The following is a 22,203-nucleotide window of genomic DNA, read 5'->3' as shown; positions in this document are numbered from 1 at the left end:
ATGCCAAGGTCACAATTGACCTCAAGAGGATACTGAGACTCCCCACATCACTCCACTCAAAGGTCAGCATGATTTGCATGGAGGTTAAGAACCCTGAGACATTTGATCCCCTTAAGAGTGCCGTTCCAAAATTTGTTCATGAAAGGGAATCATAAGGTCATCTTCTGATGGCCTTCCAGGGATTCAGGAAGGCGTCAAGGAACATCAGAAATTCAGGGTCCAGTGATTCAATGGTATCCTCAAGGAAATCAACACTGAAGCCATTTATCAGTTCTTTGCGTATGTGTTTTCCCATTTTAAGCCTTTCAGGTTTTGATAGGAGCCTTTTAATGTAATCAACAGCGTTCCTATCCCTCCTGGGGGATTCCACCACAAGCCTCGGGCCCTCAACCCATACCCTCTCATGCCTTTCTGTGAACCTCTCACTGTGCCGCCTGGACCAGACAGGGGGTCCGTATCTCTTCCTGTAGGATGGGAGCGCCCAGACCTCCATTTCAATGATCATAAAAGAGACACTTGATTCGTCGCTCCAGTAGTCGGCCCCAAGAACCGAGAATCCCTCATTCTCCAGGTTTCTGACTATGGAATCAAGGGTCTTCCTGAGCTGGGGGTAGAGGGCATCTGCGGGGACATCAGGCACCCCGGTGGATACCAGAATGACCTTTGAGCCCCTTTTTTCTATGGTTTCAAGTATTTCACCGGGATCTGGGGTGTACTGTGGTTTCCTGAAATATTCGGGTTTCGGGTCCCTCAGGAAATTCCTGGCTGCAGTTACAAATTCAGCCATCCTCTGCAGTGTGAGTGCCGCCGCAACGTTCCTGTTACTGTCTACAGGGTCAACCACCACGAGGGGCTCCTGAAAACCCCCACCGGTACCATGGCCCTCGAGGTCTATGATGTACCCGGGCCTCCAGCTGAGGGCGCCTTTAAGCACCCTCTCGAAGTTTCCGTAGTGGAGAACCAGGAGCTCTGCAAGGTAACCTGCAAATCCTCCAACCCTGAACTCGGATCCGTAGGTCCCTGTTGACTTCATGAACTGTTTGAGGAGAAGAACCTCATCCATCTGCTCCTCCTTAAGGTTCCTCTGGATGTACCTTGTGTGGAGTATGGTTCTGTCAACGGCGGATCTGAGTTCTGAGGCATGGGATATCCTGTAGCAGGGGACGAAGTCCACCTCGTAACCATCTATGTGTCCTGTAACGTAGGGGTGTGACGCATACCTCTCCTCGGCCTCTCCCATGAACCTCTCTATGCAGAGGTATCCGAGTTTCAGGCCATTCTCCTTCAGTTCATCCTCGGGGGTGTCCAGGGGGAAGTGGATGAATATATCGATGTCGGCGCCGCCTGAAAGCCAGGTCCCCTTGGCAACTGAACCCACAAGGAAGGCCTCAGCATCTATCCCCATGCTCGCTGCGAGTTCATTTATACATTCAACAAGGCTATCTGATAATTCCATGACCCGCTGATATTCTTCTCTTCCGGGTTTTATACTCTCAAGTATTTCACTGTAGTCCATGTTTATTCACCATGTTATCCGTTTATACTCCCAGTGCACACTGTCGCATGTCCACCATATCAATTAAAATTAATCAGATTCTGAAGACCTCGAGGTCACTGTAGACGGGTCCTTCAGGTGTGAGTTCACTCCTTTTAAGTGAGACCCTGTCAACCCTCAGGGTCCCGGCGTCCACATTCTCCAGCTCCCCTATCATGGCTGCAAGTTTCTCACGGTTCCTTGGACCCTTTACCCGCCCGATGGTCAGGTGGGGCACATAATCCCTTTCCTTCCGGAATCCTATCCTGGCAAATTCCATGTCCAGGTTCCTCTGCAGCTCTGAGAATACCTCCGGATTTTCAACCCCAAGCCACACCACCCGGATGTAGTTAGGGTTTGGAAAGACACCGGCACCGGTTACGTGAAGTTCGAATGGTTCATAGCCCTTGAGGGTTTCATCCACTATCCCCCTTATCCTCCTGAGTTTACCCTCACCCACATCACCGAAGAATTTCAGTGTGAAGTGGAGGTTCTCAGGTTCAACGAATTTTATCTGGGCATCTGCGCCCCTCAGGATATCCTGTATCTCACATACCCTTTCCCTTAGTTCATCGTCAGCATCAACTGCAAGGAAGGCCCTGACCTTCATTTCATGATCCTCCATGTTTCAGTCAAGTTTTTTCAGCCTTTCAAGGCTCCTGGCGGGTGTTTCAATGGTGTTGAGTATGTGGAGGTCCACCCTGCCCAGGAGTTCACTGAAGAACCTCCTCCGGAGCCCCATCTTTCTCTCATCCCGTACAAGCTGGTGGGGGTTGCAGAAGTCATTTTCCAGCAGATACTCCATCCCCTCCTCCGGATCCAGCCTCCTCATCGGGGGATTATCTGGGTTTCTCTCAAGGAGAACAACCCTTTTGAGTGTTGTGGACTCCCTTATCCGCCCCCCAAAGAGCATCCCAACATCTGCAACCCCCCTGGCTCTAGCATCCAGTTTCACAGAGTCCAGGAGGGAGGAGTACTCATTCCACACAATCCCTATATCGTCCCGGATATAGGAGTTCTTCTCGGATGCATACACCAGAACCCCGTTCTCAAGGAGGCGGGTGAAGAACCAGTCATCTGAAACATAACTGTAGGCCCCATCAAGGAGGAGGCCGTAGGTGAGGGTCGTCTTACCTTTACCAGGCGGCCCTATGATCGCAACTCCCTCCCCTTCACGGTCGAGGGCTGAGCCATGGACCGAGTAGCGGCGGTGCTCTGAATGGTACTCCTCAAAGAAGTCGGCAACCGCTGCAAGGGCTATGCTCTTAACCCAGCCATAGTAGTCACAGTTTCTGATTATGACTGTCTTTGAATTTGCCTCGTAGAGAACCTCCAGGTCACCACCATCTGACACAGCGAATACCTTTGCATGGGGCCTCACATCTTCGCTCATGAATCTGAAGTTGTCCTCCCACTCCTCCTTGAATGACACGTCATCTGTGAGGAGCTTGACGCAGGCCCCATGGAGGCTGGCCTTCCTCTCAAAGAGTCTGAGTCTGGAGAGTTCAGCCAGGAGTTCATCCTTCTCCCTGGGGGTTATGAGCCTCACTCTGTACATAAATATACCATCTGTGAATGTGATGAGTTTATGATAGGCCATTCAGGCCCATCCCCTCTGCTGTGGCTCATTTCTCGATTATGGTCTCTGTTATGGCCATACCGAAGTGCCTTGCAGAGTCCTCGAAGTAGACAAGGACCTTATCACCCTCACTGAGCTCACTGACAGATACAGGTTCTCCCCTATCATTCACCAGCCTTATTGTCTCTGCGTTCTGCAGGAGCGTCCTGACCCTCACGCCCTCGTACTCTGCCTCAACAAGCATCAGGGGCCTCTTCTCGATTTTAACCCTTCCGACAACCGCGGTCCTTGACCTCCCATTCCGGTCAACGATGAGGACCTCATCACCGGTTTCAAGTTCAGAGAGGTACTTTGTCCTGCCACCGGGTATCATGACGTAGGCCTGGACAGGTCCGGCGTTCACGCGGAAGGGCCTTGAGGCCACATACTCGCTTTCAAGGGACTCGCTGTGCACCAGGAAGAGACCCTGTGAGTAGCTGCCCACCAGCATACCCTCACCGACGTCCATCATTGAGCAGGTGTCCACGCAGACCCTGTCACCGGAGCCCAGGGGCTCAACCCTGGTGACCGTGGCGGGTTTGAGTTCATAGGTTTCACTTTCGATCTCCTCAAGGAGCTCTGCTATGGCCTTTATCTGTGAGATGTCCGCGGGTTCTATGAGTACGCCGTCGGTTCCGTGTTCAAGGGTCTCAAGGGCTACCCTCGCCTCATCGGCATCTGCCGCCGCCGCGACCAGTTTAACGTCCTCCTCCTGGAGATCCGCTATTATGTTCTCAAGGGGGATGATCTTCCAGTCCTCCCCAACGAGTATGAGGTAGTCCACGATGCGGCCCAGTTTTCTTGCAAGTTCCTCGTGGGCCTTGCTCCTTATCTCAACGTAGGCCGCAACCTCCTTACCCCCGGATTTAAGCTCAGCTGCCATTTCAAGGTCCCTTGAGTAATCAAGGGTCTCGGGGAGTTCCAGGGTTCCGTCGCCCTCACCGTCCCTTCCAATGAGTACTATGTCTGCCTCTTCCTCAGGGGATATCAGGGTGAGGTTTCCAAGTTTCTTTATCCTCTCGGCATCAGAGGTGTCCACGATGTGGTCTATCCCTGATTCGAGGGCTGCTGTTATGAAGGCCTTCTTCTCATCCCAGTAGGTGTCTGGGGCCATCAGCCATGCGAATTTCATCTCAGTCGCCACCCCTGAGTATCCTGACGGCATCCTCAACTTCAAGGCCGTCATGAACGATACCTGCAATGGCCCGGGTCATATCTGCAGGTGAATCGGCCTGGAAGATGTTCCTTCCAATGGCTACACCGGCACCACCTGCATCAACGGAGTCCCTGACCATCTGGAGTAGTTCCTCCTCTGTTTCAATCTTTGGGCCCCCTGCTATCACCACAGGGACAGGGCAGCCCTTCACAACCTCCCTGAAGGTGTCAGGGTCACCTGTGTAGTTGGTCTTTATTATATCTGCACCCAGCTCTGCACCTGCACGCGCTGCAAGTTTAACAACCTCAGGGTCGTGCTCGTCCTTTATCCTGTCACCCCTGGGGTACATCATGGCTATGAGTGGCATTCCCCAGTCATCACAGATTTCAGCCACGGTACCGAGCTTTATGAGCATCTCCGGCTCCCTCTCGGATCCCACGTTCACGTGGACTGATACGGCATCGGCGCCCAGCTTGAGGGCCTTCTCAACCGAGGTGACAAGCACCTTATGGTTGGGGTCAGGGCCGAGGCCCGTGCTTGCGGATAGGTGTATTATGAGGCCGATATCCCTCCCGTACCCCCTGTGTCCGCTCCTCACCATCCCCTTGTGCATGAGGACGGCGTTGGCTCCGCCGCTTGCCACCTCATCGATGGTCCCTGCCATATCTATTATCCCCTTAACGGGTCCAATTGAGACACCATGGTCAAGGGGTACTATGACAGTCCTGTCGGTCTTCCTGTTTATTATCCTCTCAATTCTAATCCTTTTGCCTATCATGGGCACCCTCCTTGTAGATTTTACTGGACCAGAGTTTAAATTCCCTGAGCCGTGGTGGGATTCCAGCGTCCCCACTTGACTCAAGCCATCCATACCCTGAGGTGAATGACTCTTCGGTGATGGATGAGCATACAAAGTCCAGGAGACCCCGGTTCCTTATGATTGAGGCCCCTGGTTTGAGTGTGGATGACCATATGAAGTACACCTTGAAGGTTGTATCTGGATGATAACCCCCTCCAAGGTCAACGCTGAGCACATCACAGGATTCAATCATACTGCAGACCTCTTCAAGGGTTTCATGGAGGCGAACATCCCCTGATATGAATTCAACATTATCCCTCTCCCTGCTCAGGGCCTCCATAACATCAACCGCCTCTGGGCTGTTATCAACCGCCACCACCCTGCCACCCGGCACAAGGTCAGATATTATGCGTGTTGAATTCCCTATGTGACACCCCAGTTCAACAACGGTGTCCCCGGGCCTCAGGACATCCCTGAGGACGTCCCGGTAGATGTTTATATCATACACCAGTCTTATCATGGCCTCACCTGTCTGTCCCCCTCACACCATTCATCCGGGGATCCCTGATGCAGAGATGGGAACAGTGATTAATATAATCTTTTAATTTAAAGTATTTTCCCCCAAATCCACAGATATGTTCATTATCACCCATAGAACCCCCCCAGATGGTCTTCTGCCCTTTAACTCCAGCATCACAGAAACCTTGCACCTGAAAAGTCAATTCCATACACGTCATCGCCCCCGGCATCAGGGTCCGCTGACAGTGCAAATACCGTGTTACCCAGCATTGCCATGGATGCCCCCAGTGTCCCCTCAGAGAGGGCCTCCATGGGTTCTCTGAGTTCCTGGGTTATGAGTGAGGTTCCTGTGGCAAACTCACGGGAGAGTTCCATGAACATCCTGGGTGTCGGCTCCCTGAGGAGCCTCCGGATCATCCCGGCACCCATCCGGTTTATCGCACCAACCTTTGCTTCGTCACCGATGACCGATGCCGTGTCAAGCTCCCCCAGGGTCTCTGTTAAGACATACAGGCCCCTGTCAGTGATCTGGTCTGTCCTGCCGTATCCAGGCGGGCCCTCCCTGGTTCTTATGACTATCCCGCCGGTCATCTCGGCTATCAGGTCACCCAGTCCTGTTCCAAGTTCCACCTCTGCCCTGTGGGCCACTGAACCTGCAGTGTTGACCGTGACAGGGAGTTCAAGTTCCCTTACAGCTGCAAGGACGCTCCCCAGGGCGCAGGCAGCTGATACCCCAAAACCACACCCTATGGGGACATCAACCCTGTGGTGTATGCTCACACCCTCCCTGAATCCTGTTATTTCCCTGAGGATTTCAATGGAACGCAGGCTAACTGATTCCCCGTGTTCTCTCTTCCCGTTGACCCTAACAACCGTTTTATCTTCGGAACTCCTGACCTTTATTGAGGTTTCAACTCCCCGGTCAAGGACGACCCCTGCACCCCTGGAACCGGTTCTCAGGGGATCAGCGGCCCTTACAACCTCAAAGAATCCGGTTATATGTGCTGGAACAAAGACTGAGGGCTTCATTTAAATACTTCCCTGGACATACTCTAACTGTTCACTGGTATATTGTAACATGAATATAATGATTTTTAAGGAGGACCTGAAATCAGAAACAGGATTGATCTTCACACCCACAGTCTCCTGAGTGACGGTGAGCTCCTGCCATCTGAACTTGCAAGGAGGGCATGTGTCCTGGGACATGAGGCCATAGCCATCACAGACCACATAGATGCCTCGAATATAAACACCATAACATCCCTCATAGACGCGGTTGAGGATATCGGAGATAACTGGGACATCAGGGTCATACCGGGGGCTGAGATAACACATGCACCTGTTGAGATAATTGAAAAACTTGCTGTGAGGGCACGGCGTCTTGGGGCTGAGATCATAGTTGTGCACGGGGAAACAATCGTTGAACCTGTGATTCCCGGCACCAATCATGCGGCTGTTAGCTGCCCGGAGGTTGATATACTGGCCCACCCTGGCCTCATAACGGTGGATGATGCTGAACTTGCCCGTGAGAATGGTGTTACACTTGAGATAAGCGCAAGGAAGGGGCACTGCCTGGGTAACGGGCATGTTGCGAGTGTTGCCCGTGAGGTGGGGGTTCCGGTTGTCATTGACACCGACACCCATGCACCGGGTGACCTCCTTGACTATGACATGGCACGCCGGGTGGGTCTTGGAGCTGGACTTGATGAATCAGAGGTTGAAGAAGCCCTTGTTAAGAACCCTAAAAAACTTCTTAAGGGTAATGGCATTATATGAGCCATTTGATTAATAGATTGGTTTTCCTGAAATTTCCATTTATTTTTTCAGGATAAAACTGTGAATGATTGGTAAATCGATAGGGGATCTAGAAAAAAGAATTTAATAGGTGAATTTTTAATGTGTCTTCACCTTCGGCCCGTTCTGAACTCGGGTCAACCTCTGGAGTTATATATCTGCACCCATATAACTGAACACAGTGATCCGACTTTTAATAATTTGATGGCAGTAAATAACAAAAAGTTTATATCTCCTCAGAATAAAATAACTCATTGTAACTAATACCATGATGGAGGAAAAAGCCAAAATGAGAAAACTCAGCACATGGAAACTGAAGCTAAGGATGTTCCTGGCAACAGCACTTTTATTTGGTATAATCTACACCATACTCATAGCAATAGGGGCCCTCATGGGATTCGGCGGTCCACTGTTCTATGCCCTGCTTGGTTTTGGCATAGTGTTCCTTCAGTACCTCCTCTCCCCCAAGATAGTGGAACTCACAATGAACGTCCATTACGTCAGTGAGGCCGAGGCCCCCAGGCTTCACGCCATGGTGGATGAACTTGCAAGGAATGCTGGAATACCCAAACCCAGGGTTGGAATTGCAGAGATTGCAGTGCCCAACGCCTTTGCCTTTGGGAGAACAAAATCAGACGGTAGGGTATGTGTAACAAGGGGCATACTGAACCTCCTTGATGAGGAGGAACTCCGGGCCGTCCTTGGGCACGAGATATCCCACATAAGGCACAGTGACATGATAGTCATGACCCTTGTGAGCGCGGTTCCACTTATCTGCTATTACATATTCTGGAGCACCATATACAGCAGGGACGACGATGCAACCCTGGTTGGAATCGCGGCACTCATAGCGTACTTCCTTGGCCAGCTGATAGTCCTCTTCATATCAAGGACAAGGGAGTACTATGCGGACCAGGGCAGTGTGGAGATCGGTGGCCAGCCACACAAACTTGCAAGTGCACTCTACAAACTGGTTTATGGCTCCGCTGCATTTGACAGGGATGATCTGAAGCAGGTTGAGGGTGTTAAGGCATTCTTCCTCAACGATGTATCCGACGCCAGAAATGAGATAAACGATCTCAGTCAGCTTGACATTGACATGGACGGCACCATAAGCATGGCCGAGCTTCAAAGGGTGAAGTACAGTGGAGTAAAGGTTGGTATGGGTGCAAGGATACTTGAACTTCTCTCAACACACCCAAACATGCTCAGAAGGATTGAGAGGCTCTCTGAGTTCACCTGATTAATTTTTTATCTCAGGAATTCAACTTTTTTGCAATATGATCTGATTCTTTCATGGGGACTGTATTCGTTTCTGGAACATATTGCTAGCGGATTGGCAGAGAAATCATGAATACAGCTGTGAGTTCACCAACGATGCAGACATTTAAGAACGCTTTCACTGATACTCATGGCAGGTTTCTTAATCAGCATCATCGTTCCAGGCAGTAGAAAACGTAGAGAAGGTTAGGGAGTGGGTGTGCGGGTTTTCATTACTTCTTCACAACACCCACAATGGCCGACCTTGGGACCCATGTGTTGAGGGGCGTCCTGACAATCACCGATGTTGGTGTGTAGATGCGCTCAACCTTCTTGTTGTCACTCATGAGGTACACCCTGGTGGGCTCTATCTTACCCACCCTCTTCACTATAAGGCCATACTCTGGGTGCTTGGCTATAACTATATCCCCCACCTTGTAGTCGTCTGTCTTGAGCACTATGAGTTCCTGCCCATCCCTTAGTGTCGGGTACATTGAGTCACCGCTCACAACGGCTGGCATGGGGAGCTGATCAACACCGAACTGTGACTCAATGGTCACATCAACCTTACTGTAGCCGTAACTCCTTGCTATATCTGTAACATTGGCCTTTATTGTCTCAACGGTGCTGTCAGGGTCGTTAATGACGTCCGCCATGTATTCACCGATCTTCTGCTCCATCTCAGGTGGAGCTTTCTGGAGGAATATGGTGTCTGCCTCAACCGTGATGTTAACCCCGTCAGTCTTTATTGTGATGTCAACCGAATGGGCGTTCTCAGTATAGTAAAATGCACCTGCAAAAGCGATGACAAGCACTGCAAGGATAATCAGAACCTTCTTCATCTTCAATCCTCCGGCATGAGTTCATCAATCATTGTCCTGGTGATACGGACGTCCATCTGTCCTGGTGCTGTTGAACGGTCCGCTGATGCAAAGGTTATTGGAGCACCGAAGAGGGCGGCTGCGACCCTCGTGTATTTCCCGGCTTCCCCCATGGATATTGCTATTGTATTATCCTCCACCGAGAGCAGCTGAAGAACCACGAGGGTGTCCGCCAGGTTCCGGGGCATAACAGCCACCTTTGCAATGTCCCCGAATTCCTTCTCCATCCGGACTATCCTCAGGAGGGCCTCAAGTGATGGTGTCCCTGTGAAGTTATGGTAGGATATGATGCTCCCAGCGGCAACTGCCGTGACCCTCTCGATGTACTCAGGGTCGGTGCTGAGTTCAACATCAACATAGCGGGCAACCTCGGCAGCGGAGCTCAGGAGTTCTATCCTCTCAGATTCGGTGCCACTGAAGTCACCTCCCTCCTCCGGGGACCTGTTTGTTGCTATTACAGGAAAGTCAATATCCTCTATGACACCTTTCACCTCAGCCCCCGATGCCCCTTTGAGGGCATCTATTCTGAGCTCCAGGATATCGGCTCCTGCTTCTATGGCCCTTTCTGCGGATTCGATAACAGCTTCATATGTCCTCTCAAAGATGGGGACACAGATCATGGTTTCCATTTAATTATTTCTCCTTAGGTTTGTGGAGTTTCGAGAACCAATAATTTACACTAACCTCTATATGTTATTTCTGGTAATTAAATTTTGCATGGTTGGGGTGCTTGTTATTCCAATCATACGAGACAGCACTCAGGAACCTCCACACTCCACAGGGTTCTGCTGTAACCTGTTTGTTCCTGCACTTTGAATGGGGTGAAGGTGAAGGGTGCCGTGTTCTGCTGTAACCTATTTATTCCCGCACCTCAAATTAGGTATAAGGTGATTGATTTGAGGATAACTTCCATAGGTGCAGATATATCAGATAATGATACGAGCTGCAGCAGGGAACTTATAAATGCACTGGAGGCCTCGATACCGGGCCTACTTGACGCGGGTGCAGAGAGCGCAGCACTCACAAACATAACAGGCGACGATGTGGTTATAAGTGCATTTGTAGAGGATGAGATGCTGGAGGACGTGAACAGGGCAATAGTTGAGATACTCAGGGACTCATCAGAGAGCCTCGGCGACCTTGAGGGGATATCAGATGAACCTGACGGTGCAGGTGAGGGCATATCATATGCAGAGGCACTTGTGAGGCAGGATCGTTACCCTGATGCGGTTATACTGGCATTTGACACCTATGGTGGTGAGGACTTCGTGGCTGATGTTGCGAACTCAGCCATACAGGCTGCTGGGGGAATGGATGGAGTTACAGATGTGAGCCAGGAGATCAGGCCAGGGGTCCGCAGGATTCCAGGAGTGGGTTATGTTTCAGATAAGACCGATGACCCTGTTGTTGTGGCGACCATAGAGGATATGGAGAGCGTCGGGGTCGTGGCAGGGGCAATGCTGGGGGCAGCCCTTGGACACAAAAACGTGTACCTTGTAAGGAGGGGCTCACCCTCACATGTGATACCTGGAAGTGTAATAGTCTCTGCAACAGCATTCCTCAACGGCAACCTCATCGACCTTTCGGTGCCATTTGAGGAGAGAACAAGAATACTTATGGTCTGAACCTCTGCCTGGCAGGGATTCCGATGGTCCGCTTGGCGTATTATGGGATCCACCGGGGGGTTAGCTGATTCATTATCACCAAGTATTTTAGATTTCACCAACATAGTATTGAGGGGATTTATCATGATACTGCTTGATGAGGATACCAGATGCCTGGTTCAGGGCATAACAGGTAAACAGGGATCATTCCATACAGAACAGATGCTTGAATACGGAACAAGTATAGTGGCCGGTGTCACACCCGGTAAGGGTGGGCAGGAGTTCCTTGGCCTCGGCGTGTACAACTCGGTTGAGGAGGTCAGGGAGGAGATGGATGTCAATGCATCCATAATCTTCGTACCTGCACCCTTTGCCAAGGACGCGGCCTTTGAGTCCATAAGGCACCTTGACCTTGTGGTTATAATAACAGAGCACATACCGGTCCACGACTCAATGCAGATAATGGAATACGCTGAAAGGATGGGTAAGACAGTCATAGGGCCCAACACTCCTGGCATAATAACTCCCGGTGTTGGTAAACTGGGTATAATGCCCACAAACATCTTCACCGAGGGCAACATAGGGATAGTCTCAAGGAGCGGGACACTCACCTATGAATTCGCTGCCCAGCTCACAGAAGCGGGCTTCGGCCAGAGCACCTGTGTCGGGATAGGAGGCGACCCTGTAACGGGCCTTGGATTTGTGGATGTCCTTGAGAGGTTTGAGGAGGACCCCCAGACAGACGCAGTTGTCCTAATAGGTGAAATAGGTGGAGACGCAGAGGAGAGGGCCGCAGAGTACATAGGTGACCACATGTCAAAGCCGGTCTTTGCCTTCATCTCAGGCTCAACTGCACCTCCAGGTAAGAGGATGGGCCATGCAGGGGCCATCATAGAGGGAGGTGCAGGAACAGCGCAGAGTAAAAGGGAGGCCCTTGAATCCGCAGGCGCTGTGGTTGTTGACAGGCCATCCGCCATAGTCAGGGAACTCAGGCGCATGGAGGGGGCTCTCTGATGTCACTCATGGATGACCTCCTTGAGGGTAAGATAAAACTCTATGAAATTGAAAGGCACGTACCTGTTGATGAGGCTGTCAGGATAAGAAGGGAGTTCATTGAGAGGGTCTCAGGGGCCAGGCTTGAGCATGTATCCCACTATACAATTGACATGGATAGGGCGTCAAGGAGGAACATTGAAAACCCCATAGGCGCCGTTCAGATCCCCCTGGGGGTCGCCGGCCCACTGAGGGTTAGGGGTGAATATGCAGACGGCGAGTACTATGTACCCCTTGCAACCTCAGAGGGTGCACTGGTGGCCTCCGTGAACAGGGGTTGCTCGGTGATCACAGGGGCGGGGGGTGCATCTGTAAGGATAACAGGTGACTCTATGACAAGGGCCCCCGTTATAAGGACTGGTTCTGCTGCTGAGGCTTTAAATCTCAGGGAATGGATCCAGGAGAACATTGATGCCATCAGGGAGGAGGCTGAGTCAACAACGAGGCACGGAAAACTCATAAAGATAGACCCGATTATCGTGGCGGGGCCCTACGTTTACCCCAGGTTCGTCTACACAACAGGGGATAGCATGGGGATGAACATGGTCACCATAGCCACAGAGAAGGCCCTTGAACTCCTCACAGAGGAGACAGGTGCCCATGTGATTGCCCTGAGTGGAAACCTCTGCACCGATAAGAAACCCGCATCCATAAACCTGGTTGAGGGCCGGGGTAAGAGCATCAGTGCAGAGGTAACTGTACCGGGGGAGATGGTTGAGAGGGTCCTCAAGACAACACCAGAGGCTGTTGTTGAGGTTAACACCGCAAAGAACCTCCTGGGATCAGCCCTCGCTGGAAGCATGGGATTCAATGCCCACTACGCCAACATAATAGGCGCCATATTCCTTGCAACGGGACAGGATGAGGCCCACATTGTTGAGGGTAGCCTTGGGGTTACCGTTGCAGAGGAGAAAAACGGCGACCTTTACTTCTCAGTTAACCTCCCTGATGTGCCCCTTGCAACTGTTGGGGGTGGCACGGGACTTGAGACGGCATCCGAGTGCCTTGATATCATGGGTGTCCGGGGTTCAGGGGGTGTCCATGAGTTTGCAGAGATCGTGGGGGGTGCTGTCCTTGCAGGTGAACTATCCCTCATGGGCGCCCTCGCAGCCGGCCACCTTGCACGTGCACACAGTGAACTGGGGAGGGGTTAGCCCTTATTGACTGAAATGATGGATGATCAGAGATGGATATACGTGAATTTCTTCATGAGTACATCAACATGAGCCGCTATGTGGCTCTCGGGACACTTGACGGTATACTGGCTGTGATGGGTGTTACACTAACCGCCAGTGGAGTTGCAGGTGCCGGCGGCCTCAGTGTGGATAACCACCTCATAGCCCTGACAGGACTCAGCGGGGGCGTGGCCCTTGCAATGTCCAATGCCTTCGGTTCATTCATAGGTGAGAGGGCTGAAGAAACAAGGACAATGCGTGAGCTTGAGAGGAAGATGATGATGGATGAGGGTAAACTGGATGATACCATCATCCACCAGCAGGCAAGGCGACGCGTGTACATGAGCATGTTCACACATGGATTCTCAAGTTTCCTTGGCTCCTTTGTACCTGTACTCCCATTTCTTGTGATATCTGAGAGGATGACAGCAACCATTGTGACCGTTGTACTGTGCCTCGCAGCCCTCCTGGTCCTTGGCGTTTACCTCGGGAGGGTTTCAAGGGAGAACATCTACAGGACCAGCCTTGAGGTTGTTGTGATAGGGATCCTGATAGGCCTTGTCAGCATCTTCCTCGGGGGATCCCACTGAAAAAAGATTTTTTTGTGGTTAAAAAAGGTTATTAAAAAATTTTTATTTTTCCCATTCTTTCCCGGAAAAATTAACTGTTGGGTCAGAACTCAGCGATTTATAAACTGTAGACGAGGACGTGATATATGATTTCATCGAGCACCTGAGGTCAGAACTCAGCGATTTATAAACCGTAGACTCTTTCAACGGTCTCCTGGTGTATTCTGTAGGCGTCCTCCTCACTGAATATCCCCTTATTCAGGAATTCAATTGTCCTCCTCGGGACGGTCTTGGGTCCGAGGACCGCGCCTGGTCTGCTGCTATCATCAAGGTAGTCGGTCTCCATGAGGAAGCCTGACCCCTTCCTGATGCCCTCCCTTATGACATCTCCGGATGCAATGAGGGATGGTGTGAGTCCATGGTTCTCATCCCTTCCTGTCAGGGGGCCGGAGAAGTGCTTTATAACCATGTGCTTCTTTATACCAGCCTCAGAGGCCATCCCTGCGAATTCCCTGAACTCTTCAGGTCCAGAGGTCTCGGTGTGAAGCTGCACAGGACATGAGGCCTCGGCTGCAAGTTCCATGGCATACACCATCAGCCTGTTGTGGATGGTCATCTCCTCAGGGGGGACAGGGTAGTGGGGTCTTCCAACCTCACCTATTGCAACGGCCCTCCCCTCAAGGACCAGTGACTGGGCATACTCAAGGCCCTCCCTTATCATCTCCTCGGCCCTCTCAGGGTCGCGGCCGGCCTCAAGGAGCCTTGATAACTCCGCCGGGTGGAGTCCCACCACAGCATATGCTTCAACCTCTGTCTCCTGGTTGATGATGTCAGCGTACTTAAGCACCGTATCCATGGTTTTACGGTAGTCTGTCCCGGCGTTTATGGTCCAGGATGGCTTGTTGGGGATTATCATCCTCCTGCCACCGGACCTCTGAAATTTAAGGGCCACGGCTTTCGGCCCCTCACCGTTGATGGGGTCAACGTGTATGTGGTTATCGGTGATGGGTATGTCCAATCTATCACTGCTCCAGTGTTTTCTCGGGTACCTGGTTCATACAGCCTCTTGGTCTTCTCATCTCACCTTCAAGCCCCATCTTCTCCAGGACGGCCCTGAAGTCCACCTTTGTCTTGAAGCACCCGTCCCTGAGGAGGGGGACACCCTGTGGTGTGAACCTTGAGAGCTTCATCATGGCCAGGTTGAGGTCCTGGTAGCAGGCCACCCCGAGGACCGCCTTGAACCTCCGCTCCTCCATTATCTTCTTTATGAAGGTTGACCCCGGTATCACGAAGACCGTGTACCCTATGCTCTCGGCCCGCTCCTTGATCTTACCTATTATGCAGCGGTTGCATCCAGTGCAGACAAGCCCTGTCCTGTCGAGCCTTGCCTCACATTTTGGATTTCTGAGGCAGTGGGGCAGTACGAGTGCCTTCTCATGGGGGTCTATTGACCGGAACCTTTTCTCGTTGATCTTGTTCCTCACCTCAACCCCTATCTGATCCACTATACGGCTGTTGAGTCCCAGTGTCTCTGAGAACTTCTTGAATGGACCGTAGAACATGTCCACTGTGATAAGGAGGAGTCTGGGGAATATCAACCGGTCCTCATTGAGAAGAAGCCTCCCGAGGAAGAGGCTTGAGGCAAGCATCACAATGATACCCAGACCCGCTATGAATACCAGCTGCCCGAATATCTGATAGAATTCGTTGATCATAATCATTCACGTTCATGGTTTATGTGGGTGTACTTAAAAATAGTTTCCCTGATAGAATTCGTTGATCATAATCATTCACGTTCATGGTTTATGTGGGTGTACTTAAAAATAGTTTCCCCGCCTCACCATTCAAGTTTTGTCACCCACGCCCTGATACCGGGTGGCATGTTTGAGAGTTTAACCAGGCCATTCTCTGATACTATCTCCATCCCTGATAGTTCGCTGACCGAGCAGAGGAGATGGTGGTCCGGGTGAGTGCCGGGGGTTATCTCGCAGCTCAGTCTTATTGTATCTGAGGCAGAGACCACCATCTTCAGCCTCCGGGACCCTGGATGGTCCTCAGGGAGAACAACTAGGGGGTTCTCGATCTCAAGGAGGAGGTAGGCGAGGGCCATCATGCCCCTCCTTGCCTTTTCCCCTGAGCTGAATGCGGATATGACTATGAGGTCATCTGGTTCAAGGAACAGGGCGACCTCATCATCAGGGGTGTTCATGAAGATGGTTCTCCTCCTGCCGGAGGGTATTATGCCAAGTGTACCTGAATCCGACTCCACAAAGAGTATCCTGTCATCCTTTAAATCGAATTCCAGACCACTCACCCTCTAGCCTTCACATTCAACGTTATCTGACTGGCATGATGGGCAGATTATCCGCCTTCCAACACCCTTGAACTCGTTTCCACAGTCAAGGCACTTACATTTACGGGTCTTCATCTTCTTGATGTCAATATCAGCCATTGGACCTCCAACAGTGCACATATCTATCACCAGCTTAATCTATCTTTGGCATCCCTTATCTACTTTATCCAGAGGGACTCCTACACCGGACCCCTATTTTAATACCATCATCCACCATATCCAGATTGATTCCTACACCGGAACCCCATTTTAATACCATTCCACGTAAAAACTTATTATTGAGAATAAAGATAGAATTATATGGTTATAAAAACCAGGTGAGTTAATGAAGAACCTTATTTTTCCATTCACAGCTATAGTTGGACAGGAGAGGGTGAAAAAGGCCCTTATACTCAATGCAATAAATCCCAGGATAGGCGGTGTCCTCATAAAGGGTGATAAGGGGACAGGTAAAACAACCGCCGTGAGGGCCCTGGCAGACCTTCTTCCATCACTGCGGACAGTTAAGGGCTGCCCCTTCAACTGCGACCCTGATGAACCTGAAGAGGCATGTGAGGTGTGCCGTTCAGGTGACCTCGAGGTGGAGTACCGGAAGATGCGGGTGGTTGAACTCCCCCTGGGTGCAACAGAGGACCGCGTGGTTGGATCCCTTGACATAGGGAAGGCTCTCACAGAGGGTATAAAGGCCCTTGAGCCGGGTATACTTGCAGAGGCCAACAGAAACATACTCTACGTTGACGAGATAAACCTACTGGACGACCACCTGGTGGATGTCCTGCTTGATGCTGCGGCCTACGGTGTGAACACAGTTGAGAGGGAGGGAATATCCCTTCAGCACCCATCAAGGTTCATCCTGGTTGGGACCATGAACCCCGCTGAGGGCGAACTCCGGCCCCAGCTCTCAGACAGGATAGGTATACACATAAATGTTGGCACGGTCACAGACATCAGGCAGAGGATCCTCATAATGAAGCGGAGGGATGAATTCGAGGATGACCCTGAGGGATTCGTTGAGAGGTTCGCTGAGAGTCAGCGGGAACTCAGGGAGAGGATAATGGAGGCCAGGAAGCTCCTTCCAGCGGTCACCATTGACGACGACCTCCTTGAGCTGATAGCAAGGGTCTGTGTCGATGCAGGTGTCGATGGGCACCGGTCCGATATTGCAATCGTCAGGACATCAAAGGCCATAGCGGCCTTCAACGGCAGGAGGAGGGTCCGTGAGGAGGACGTCGAGGATGCAATAATACTGGTTCTGGGGGAGAGAATACCTGGAAGGACCTATAACCGTGAAAACACCAGAAGGGAGATGCAGAGGGCCCGTGAGGAGATGGAGCGTGAAAGGGAGTCAGAGGAGCCTGAATCAGAAAGTGGTGACTCAGGAAGTGGTCCGGGTGAGGGTGAAGATGATGAAACCCCTGCAGAGGGACCACCCGGGGAAGGTAGCAGTGGAGATTCAGGGGCTTCACCGGCGGCATCATCCCTGGGGGCCCTTGCCGCTGATGTGGAGGGCAGGGAACCTGAAACCCAGGACATGGACGTTGATATAAAGAAGCTCCTCAGGATCAGGGGTAAGAAGAAGGAGCGCCTCTACGGCTCAAGGGTTGAGTCAAAGACCACCAAGGGCAGGTACGTGAAGAGCAGGTTCCCCAGGGGCTCAGGTGACGTTGCTGTTGACGCCACACTCAGGGCCGCCGCCTCAAGGGGGGAGCTTAAGATAGAACCCGGCGATATAAGGGAGAAGATACGCAAGCACGGTGCAAGGGCATCAATCGTCCTGGTGGTGGATATAAGCGGGTCCATGTTCTCTGAGAAGAAGGCCGCCAGGGTCAAGGGTCTCATAGAGAGGTTCATAGAGGACGCCCAGAGGCATAAGGACAGGATAAGTGTTGTGGGTTTCCGCGGAAGGGACGCCAAGGTTATAATACCCTCAACAGCTAGGGCATCATCATTCAGGGATACGGTTGACAGCATAAGGGTTGGTGGGACAACACCAATGGCACAGGGCATAAAGAGGGGCCTTGAGATACTCAGGGAGGAGAAGAGACACAGCGAGTACGTCCCCTTCATGGTTATCCTCAGCGACGGCATGCCAAACGTGGGGGTTGAGAGGAACCCCAAGAGGGAGGCGGTTGAGGCCGCAGCCAGGCTCAGGGAGGAGGATATACCCTCCGTTATCATAAACTTTGAGCAGGGCTCAAGGGGTGGAAGGGACCTCAACATGGAGATAGCCCTGGCCTCAGGTGGCAGTTACTATGACCTCCATGACCTTGAGGACCCATCCATAGCTGTTCCAGGGATAATGAAGCGTGAGAGGGAGATGTTCTAGCAGAGGTTACTTTGGTATCCCCATTCATCCAAATTATTTATACGTGTGTTGCCAATATCACCCTGATGAGAATCGTGGTATACCATGCAGAGGAGTGTGACAGGAAGAAGTGCACCAGCCTTAAACTGGGCAGGAAGGGAAAATTTAAAATAGTAAATAGTCTCAACCAGATACCCAGAGGTGCACTTGTCCTCAACCCTTTTTCTGAGAAGGCAGTCTCACCCGAGGACCGTGACATGGTCATGAGGAGGGGCATCGCTGCCCTGGACTGCTCATGGAAAAAGGTAAGAAAGTCATCGGTCATATTCCAGACCGCAGGGAACCACAGGTCGCTGCCATTCCTGGTGGCCGCAAACCCCACCAACTACGGAAAACCCTGCATACTATCAACTGCAGAGGCCGTGGCGGCAACCCTTTATATAGTTGGACTGAAAGATATAGCGTCTGACATCATGTCCTACTTCAAGTGGGGTCCACACTTCCTGGACCTCAACCGTGAACTTCTTGAAGCTTACTCCCGGGCTAGGGATAGCCGTGAGGTTGTTGAGATTCAGAACAAATACATAGGAGGCTAATTATGGCAAGATTTGAGGAAGCAGAAAACAGACTATTCAATATCAAGATCTGCCTTAAATGTAACGCCAGGAACCCACCAACTGCAAAGACATGCAGGAAGTGCGGTTACAAGGGATTAAGGTACAAGGCAAAGGAACCAAGGGGTTAAACAGCCCCACTCCCCCATTTATTACTTTTCTGAGTGTTCAAAATGAAGGTTGAAGATTATTTCCATGATATTCTTGGGGAGAGGAAGATACACCTTACCCTCATAGACCCTGAGGAGCAGATCCCTGAGGAGGCCGTTGAAATCGCAGAGGCCGCCATAAGGGGTGGTACCGATGGTATAATGCTCGGGGGGTCAACCACTGATTCCAGTGAACTCGATGCCACCGCAGGGGCTCTGAGGGAGAACATAGATGTCCCGATAATACTTTTTCCCGGGAACACCACAGGTGTCAGCCGTCACGCGGATGCCATATTCTTCATGAGTCTCCTCAACTCAAACAACCCCTACTGGATCATAGGTGCCCAGGCCCTGGGCGCGCCAGCCGTTAAGAAGATGGGGATAGAGGCCCTCCCAATGGGTTACCTTGTGGTTGAACCAGGGGGTACGGTGGGCTGGGTTGGAGACACCAAACCAGTTCCCAGGAACAAACCGGACATTGCGGCAGCATATGCCATGGCCGCAGAGTTCCTTGGTATGAGGCTCTTCTACCTTGAGGCGGGTTCAGGTGCCCCACAGCATGTGCCTGAGGAGATGATATCCCTTGTTAAGAGGTGCACAGACCAGATACTCATAGTGGGCGGCGGTATAAGGACCGGTGCGGATGCCGCAAGGGTTGCAGGCGCAGGTGCAGATATCATAGTCACGGGTACCGTGGTTGAGAACAGCTCAAATGTCGAGGATAAGATTCGGGAGATCGTTGAGGGTATGGGGTCCCTCTAGTAATATTTTATCTTTTAACTGATCCAGAGTAGCTGGCATCTAAAATTCGGTTTTTTGATGTTTTTGTCCCGCTAATTCAGGAATTCTAATATTTCCTCTTGGCCTTTTATTCAAATGAATTTCATAACCAGAGTATTCATTCTACTATTTATTCTACCATTTTTTCACTGATTCACTGGATCAGAAGCTCCACCATCCTTAGGGTTCAATATCGTCAGTCATGACTCCCTGGTTTCTTCAAACTAGATGAATCTCTCTTCACCACAACTCAGATTCTGCATGTTAGTTTGCATGTAAACCCTCTATTCACTCAACGAAAACATGGATGTATTGAGGGCCTCGCCATTTGCCTGAAAGCAAAAATGGTTAACTAATATGCACAATATATATGCCCTTATGAAGAACCATCTGGTGGCCCATATTCTGAACCGTGTTGCTGACTACATGGAACTCAGGGGCGATGAATTCAGGACAAAGGCCTACAGGAGGGCCGCGAGGACAGTGGAATTTCTTGGGGAGGACATAGAGGATGTGGCAGCCCAGGGGAGGCTCAGGGAACTCCCGGGTATAGGGGAGAACATCGCTGCAAAGATAGAGGAGATACTATCCACAGGTTCACTCTCACTCCTTGAAAGACTGGCAGGGGAATACCCTGTGGACCTTGACTCCCTCCTCTCGGTGGAGGGTGTGGGTCCAAAGACGGTTAAACTCCTCTACGAGGAGCTGGGGATAAAGACACTGGACGACCTGGAGGAACAGGCAAAGAGGCACCGTATAAGGAGGCTGAGGGGGATGGGTGAGAAGAGGGAGGCCATGATACTCCGTAACATTGAACTTGCAAGGTCAAGGATCTCCAGGAGACCCCTCGCCTACGTTGTCCCACTAGCATCCCGGATAAAATCCGAGCTCCTTGAACTTGAGGGTGTAAGGAGGGTTGAGGTGGCGGGCTCCATAAGAAGAGGCCGGGAGACCGTCGGGGACATCGACATACTTGTGACAGCCACCGACCCGCGGAGGGTCATGGACCACTTCACCTCCATGGACATTGTTGATGAGGTAGTGGTTAAGGGCCCCAGGAAGTCAACTGTACGCCTCAGGGAGGGCCTTGACTGTGACCTCAGGGTCTTCGACGACGAGGTCTTTGGCTCGGCACTTCTCTACTTCACAGGCTCATGGGAGTTCAACGTGGAGCTACGGAGGATAGCCATCTCCTCCTCAATGAAGCTCAGTGAGTACGGCCTCTTCAGGGGGGATGAGAGGGTCGCCGGGAGGACAGAGACAGAGGTCCTGGAGGCACTTGGACTGACCTACATTGAACCTGAACTCAGAGAGAACCGTGGTGAGGTTGCCGCCGCAGCAGAGGGGAAACTCCCGGACCTTGTAAATCTCTCAGATATCAGGGGGGACCTCCACATGCACAGCCTCTTCAGTGACGGCATCGATGCAATGGAGTACATGGCAGAGTACGCATCCATCCTCGGGCGGGAGTACATTGCCTTCACCGACCATGCAAGGTACATTGACGATGTGGATGCATACCTAAGGGCCGCCGAGCGTATAGAGGACGTGGAGGTCCTTGCAGGTGTTGAGGTCAACATACTCTATGATGGAAGCCTCGAGGTCCCTGATAAAATCCTGCAGGACTTTGACCTGGTTGTTGCAAGCATCCATGACCCTGGAAACATCACAGAAAGGCTACTCAGGGCTATGGAGCATGAGCCGGTAGATATAATAGGCCACCCCACCGGGCGAGTCCTGGGGTCACCTGACCCCCTGGTTGACATGGAGAGGGTGGTTGAACGCGCCTCTGAACTTGGAGTCGCCCTGGAGGTGAACTCCAACCCCCTCCGCCTGGACCTCAGGGACACCCATGTCCGGATGGCGGTTGATGCAGGCTGCAGGATCGCAATAAACAGTGACGCCCACTCACGGGGTGCACTTGAGAACATCAGGTGGGGTGTTATAACCGCAAGGCGCGGCTGGGCAGAGCAGGATGATGTGATAAACACCATGGGCATCAGGAAACTCAGAAGGTGGCTTGGGGACTGAAGGTGATTT

At 51.6% G+C, this 22,203-nt stretch carries 25 protein-coding genes and 1 pseudogene; 12 read left to right on the top strand and 14 right to left on the bottom strand.

Features of this window, described 5'->3' with window-relative positions:
• Nucleotides 1-155, top strand: a pseudogene (locus tag QFX39_RS06435) (DNA primase catalytic subunit PriS); the annotation flags it as partial.
• Nucleotides 156-157: 2 nt separating this feature from the next.
• Here the strand turns inward: QFX39_RS06435 and cca are convergent.
• From cca to QFX39_RS06395, 8 genes are all read right to left on the bottom strand, one after another.
• The gene (gene cca / locus QFX39_RS06430; protein ID WP_300478457.1) at nucleotides 158-1,516 is read right to left on the bottom strand and encodes a CCA tRNA nucleotidyltransferase; all 1,359 of its coding nucleotides are present in this window, start codon (nucleotides 1,514-1,516) and stop codon (nucleotides 158-160) included.
• Nucleotides 1,517-1,589: 73 nt separating this feature from the next.
• On the bottom strand, nucleotides 1,590-2,159 hold the full coding sequence (thpR, locus tag QFX39_RS06425; protein WP_367185387.1) for an RNA 2',3'-cyclic phosphodiesterase: 570 nt from the start codon (nucleotides 2,157-2,159) through the stop codon (nucleotides 1,590-1,592).
• 3 nt (nucleotides 2,160-2,162) lie between these two features.
• On the bottom strand, nucleotides 2,163-3,092 hold the full coding sequence (locus tag QFX39_RS06420) for a hypothetical protein (RefSeq protein WP_300478454.1): 930 nt from the start codon (nucleotides 3,090-3,092) through the stop codon (nucleotides 2,163-2,165).
• A 67-nt stretch (nucleotides 3,093-3,159) separates the two neighbouring features.
• Nucleotides 3,160-4,284 (bottom strand): 3-dehydroquinate synthase II, encoded by a 1,125-nt coding sequence (locus QFX39_RS06415; RefSeq protein ID WP_300478471.1) that lies wholly within the window; start codon nucleotides 4,282-4,284, stop codon nucleotides 3,160-3,162.
• 1 nt (nucleotide 4,285) lies between these two features.
• On the bottom strand, nucleotides 4,286-5,086 hold the full coding sequence (locus tag QFX39_RS06410) for a 2-amino-3,7-dideoxy-D-threo-hept-6-ulosonate synthase (RefSeq protein ID WP_013295778.1): 801 nt from the start codon (nucleotides 5,084-5,086) through the stop codon (nucleotides 4,286-4,288).
• Nucleotides 5,067-5,627, bottom strand: a complete 561-nt coding sequence (locus QFX39_RS06405) for a trans-aconitate 2-methyltransferase (protein ID WP_300478450.1) — start codon at nucleotides 5,625-5,627, stop codon at nucleotides 5,067-5,069. The genes QFX39_RS06410 and QFX39_RS06405 overlap by 20 nt, the downstream gene beginning before the upstream one ends.
• Nucleotides 5,628-5,631: 4 nt before the next feature.
• Entirely contained in the window at nucleotides 5,632-5,760 is a 129-nt protein-coding gene (locus QFX39_RS06400; protein ID WP_300478447.1) for a hypothetical protein, read from the bottom strand.
• A 40-nt stretch (nucleotides 5,761-5,800) separates the two neighbouring features.
• Nucleotides 5,801-6,655, bottom strand: a complete 855-nt coding sequence (locus QFX39_RS06395) for a pantoate kinase (RefSeq protein ID WP_300478444.1) — start codon at nucleotides 6,653-6,655, stop codon at nucleotides 5,801-5,803.
• A gap of 81 nt (nucleotides 6,656-6,736) precedes the next feature.
• Between QFX39_RS06395 and QFX39_RS06390 the strand changes: the two genes are divergently transcribed.
• Together QFX39_RS06390 and QFX39_RS06385 are read left to right on the top strand one after the other, a co-directional pair.
• Nucleotides 6,737-7,402: a histidinol phosphate phosphatase domain-containing protein gene (locus QFX39_RS06390; protein WP_300478469.1), complete on the top strand. Its 666-nt coding sequence runs from the start codon at nucleotides 6,737-6,739 to the stop codon at nucleotides 7,400-7,402.
• A 307-nt stretch (nucleotides 7,403-7,709) separates the two neighbouring features.
• Nucleotides 7,710-8,663, top strand: coding sequence for a zinc metalloprotease HtpX (locus QFX39_RS06385; RefSeq protein WP_300478442.1), 954 nt, complete (start codon nucleotides 7,710-7,712; stop codon nucleotides 8,661-8,663).
• Nucleotides 8,664-8,913: 250 nt separating this feature from the next.
• On the opposite strand, the gene QFX39_RS06380 is transcribed toward QFX39_RS06385, so the two are convergent.
• Both QFX39_RS06380 and aroD read right to left on the bottom strand, forming a co-directional pair.
• Nucleotides 8,914-9,522, bottom strand: coding sequence for a S24/S26 family peptidase (locus tag QFX39_RS06380; protein WP_300478440.1), 609 nt, complete (start codon nucleotides 9,520-9,522; stop codon nucleotides 8,914-8,916).
• A gap of 2 nt (nucleotides 9,523-9,524) precedes the next feature.
• Nucleotides 9,525-10,190 carry a type I 3-dehydroquinate dehydratase gene (aroD, locus tag QFX39_RS06375; protein ID WP_300478438.1) on the bottom strand — a complete coding sequence of 222 codons (666 nt, stop codon included), beginning with the start codon at nucleotides 10,188-10,190 and terminating at the stop codon, nucleotides 9,525-9,527.
• Between the two features lie 267 nt (nucleotides 10,191-10,457).
• Here aroD and QFX39_RS06370 point away from each other — a divergent pair, with 267 nt between their 5' ends.
• The 4 genes from QFX39_RS06370 (at nucleotide 10,458) to QFX39_RS06355 (ending at nucleotide 13,983) form a co-directional block, all read left to right on the top strand.
• Nucleotides 10,458-11,186 carry a hypothetical protein gene (locus QFX39_RS06370; protein WP_300478435.1) on the top strand — a complete coding sequence of 243 codons (729 nt, stop codon included), beginning with the start codon at nucleotides 10,458-10,460 and terminating at the stop codon, nucleotides 11,184-11,186.
• 123 nt (nucleotides 11,187-11,309) lie between these two features.
• Nucleotides 11,310-12,179: a succinate--CoA ligase subunit alpha gene (gene sucD / locus QFX39_RS06365; protein ID WP_300478432.1), complete on the top strand. Its 870-nt coding sequence runs from the start codon at nucleotides 11,310-11,312 to the stop codon at nucleotides 12,177-12,179.
• Nucleotides 12,179-13,372, top strand: coding sequence for a hydroxymethylglutaryl-CoA reductase (NADPH) (gene hmgA, locus QFX39_RS06360; protein WP_300478430.1), 1,194 nt, complete (start codon nucleotides 12,179-12,181; stop codon nucleotides 13,370-13,372). Before sucD ends, hmgA begins: the two co-directional genes overlap by 1 nt.
• 32 nt (nucleotides 13,373-13,404) lie before the next feature.
• On the top strand, nucleotides 13,405-13,983 hold the full coding sequence (locus QFX39_RS06355; RefSeq protein WP_300478428.1) for a TIGR00267 family protein: 579 nt from the start codon (nucleotides 13,405-13,407) through the stop codon (nucleotides 13,981-13,983).
• Nucleotides 13,984-14,146: 163 nt separating this feature from the next.
• Here the strand turns inward: QFX39_RS06355 and QFX39_RS06350 are convergent, their stop codons facing one another.
• The 4 genes from QFX39_RS06350 to QFX39_RS06335 form a co-directional block, all read right to left on the bottom strand.
• Nucleotides 14,147-14,980: a TatD family hydrolase gene (locus tag QFX39_RS06350; protein ID WP_300478425.1), complete on the bottom strand. Its 834-nt coding sequence runs from the start codon at nucleotides 14,978-14,980 to the stop codon at nucleotides 14,147-14,149.
• Nucleotides 14,981-14,984: 4 nt separating this feature from the next.
• On the bottom strand, nucleotides 14,985-15,677 hold the full coding sequence (locus QFX39_RS06345) for a DUF116 domain-containing protein (protein ID WP_300478422.1): 693 nt from the start codon (nucleotides 15,675-15,677) through the stop codon (nucleotides 14,985-14,987).
• Between the two features lie 122 nt (nucleotides 15,678-15,799).
• The gene (locus tag QFX39_RS06340) at nucleotides 15,800-16,276 is read right to left on the bottom strand and encodes a hypothetical protein (protein WP_300478419.1); all 477 of its coding nucleotides are present in this window, start codon (nucleotides 16,274-16,276) and stop codon (nucleotides 15,800-15,802) included.
• Nucleotides 16,277-16,279: 3 nt separating this feature from the next.
• The gene (locus QFX39_RS06335; protein ID WP_171770386.1) at nucleotides 16,280-16,444 is read right to left on the bottom strand and encodes a hypothetical protein; all 165 of its coding nucleotides are present in this window, start codon (nucleotides 16,442-16,444) and stop codon (nucleotides 16,280-16,282) included.
• A 196-nt stretch (nucleotides 16,445-16,640) separates the two neighbouring features.
• Here QFX39_RS06335 and QFX39_RS06330 point away from each other — a divergent pair, with 196 nt between their 5' ends.
• The 5 genes from QFX39_RS06330 to polX all read left to right on the top strand — a co-directional run bounded on the left by QFX39_RS06330 (nucleotide 16,641) and on the right by polX (nucleotide 22,194).
• The gene (locus tag QFX39_RS06330) at nucleotides 16,641-18,641 is read left to right on the top strand and encodes a VWA domain-containing protein (protein ID WP_300478414.1); all 2,001 of its coding nucleotides are present in this window, start codon (nucleotides 16,641-16,643) and stop codon (nucleotides 18,639-18,641) included.
• Nucleotides 18,642-18,706: 65 nt separating this feature from the next.
• Complete coding sequence (locus QFX39_RS06325) at nucleotides 18,707-19,216, top strand: DUF367 family protein (protein ID WP_013295761.1); 510 nt, start codon at nucleotides 18,707-18,709, stop codon at nucleotides 19,214-19,216.
• Nucleotides 19,217-19,218: 2 nt separating this feature from the next.
• A complete protein-coding gene (locus QFX39_RS06320; RefSeq protein WP_010876192.1) occupies nucleotides 19,219-19,365 on the top strand; it encodes a 50S ribosomal protein L40e in 147 nt (48 codons plus the stop codon).
• A gap of 42 nt (nucleotides 19,366-19,407) precedes the next feature.
• Nucleotides 19,408-20,145, top strand: a complete 738-nt coding sequence (locus QFX39_RS06315) for a geranylgeranylglyceryl/heptaprenylglyceryl phosphate synthase (RefSeq protein ID WP_300478404.1) — start codon at nucleotides 19,408-19,410, stop codon at nucleotides 20,143-20,145.
• A 396-nt stretch (nucleotides 20,146-20,541) separates the two neighbouring features.
• Nucleotides 20,542-22,194, top strand: coding sequence for a DNA polymerase/3'-5' exonuclease PolX (gene polX, locus QFX39_RS06310; protein ID WP_300478401.1), 1,653 nt, complete (start codon nucleotides 20,542-20,544; stop codon nucleotides 22,192-22,194).
• The last annotated feature ends 9 nt before the right edge of the window (nucleotides 22,195-22,203 follow it).

The sequence above is a fragment of the Methanothermobacter sp. genome, from assembly GCF_030055425.1.
Taxonomy (GTDB): domain Archaea; phylum Methanobacteriota; class Methanobacteria; order Methanobacteriales; family Methanothermobacteraceae; genus Methanothermobacter.
The sequence above is the reverse complement of the archived record's forward strand: the minus strand, read 5'-3'. Positions and strand labels throughout refer to the sequence as shown.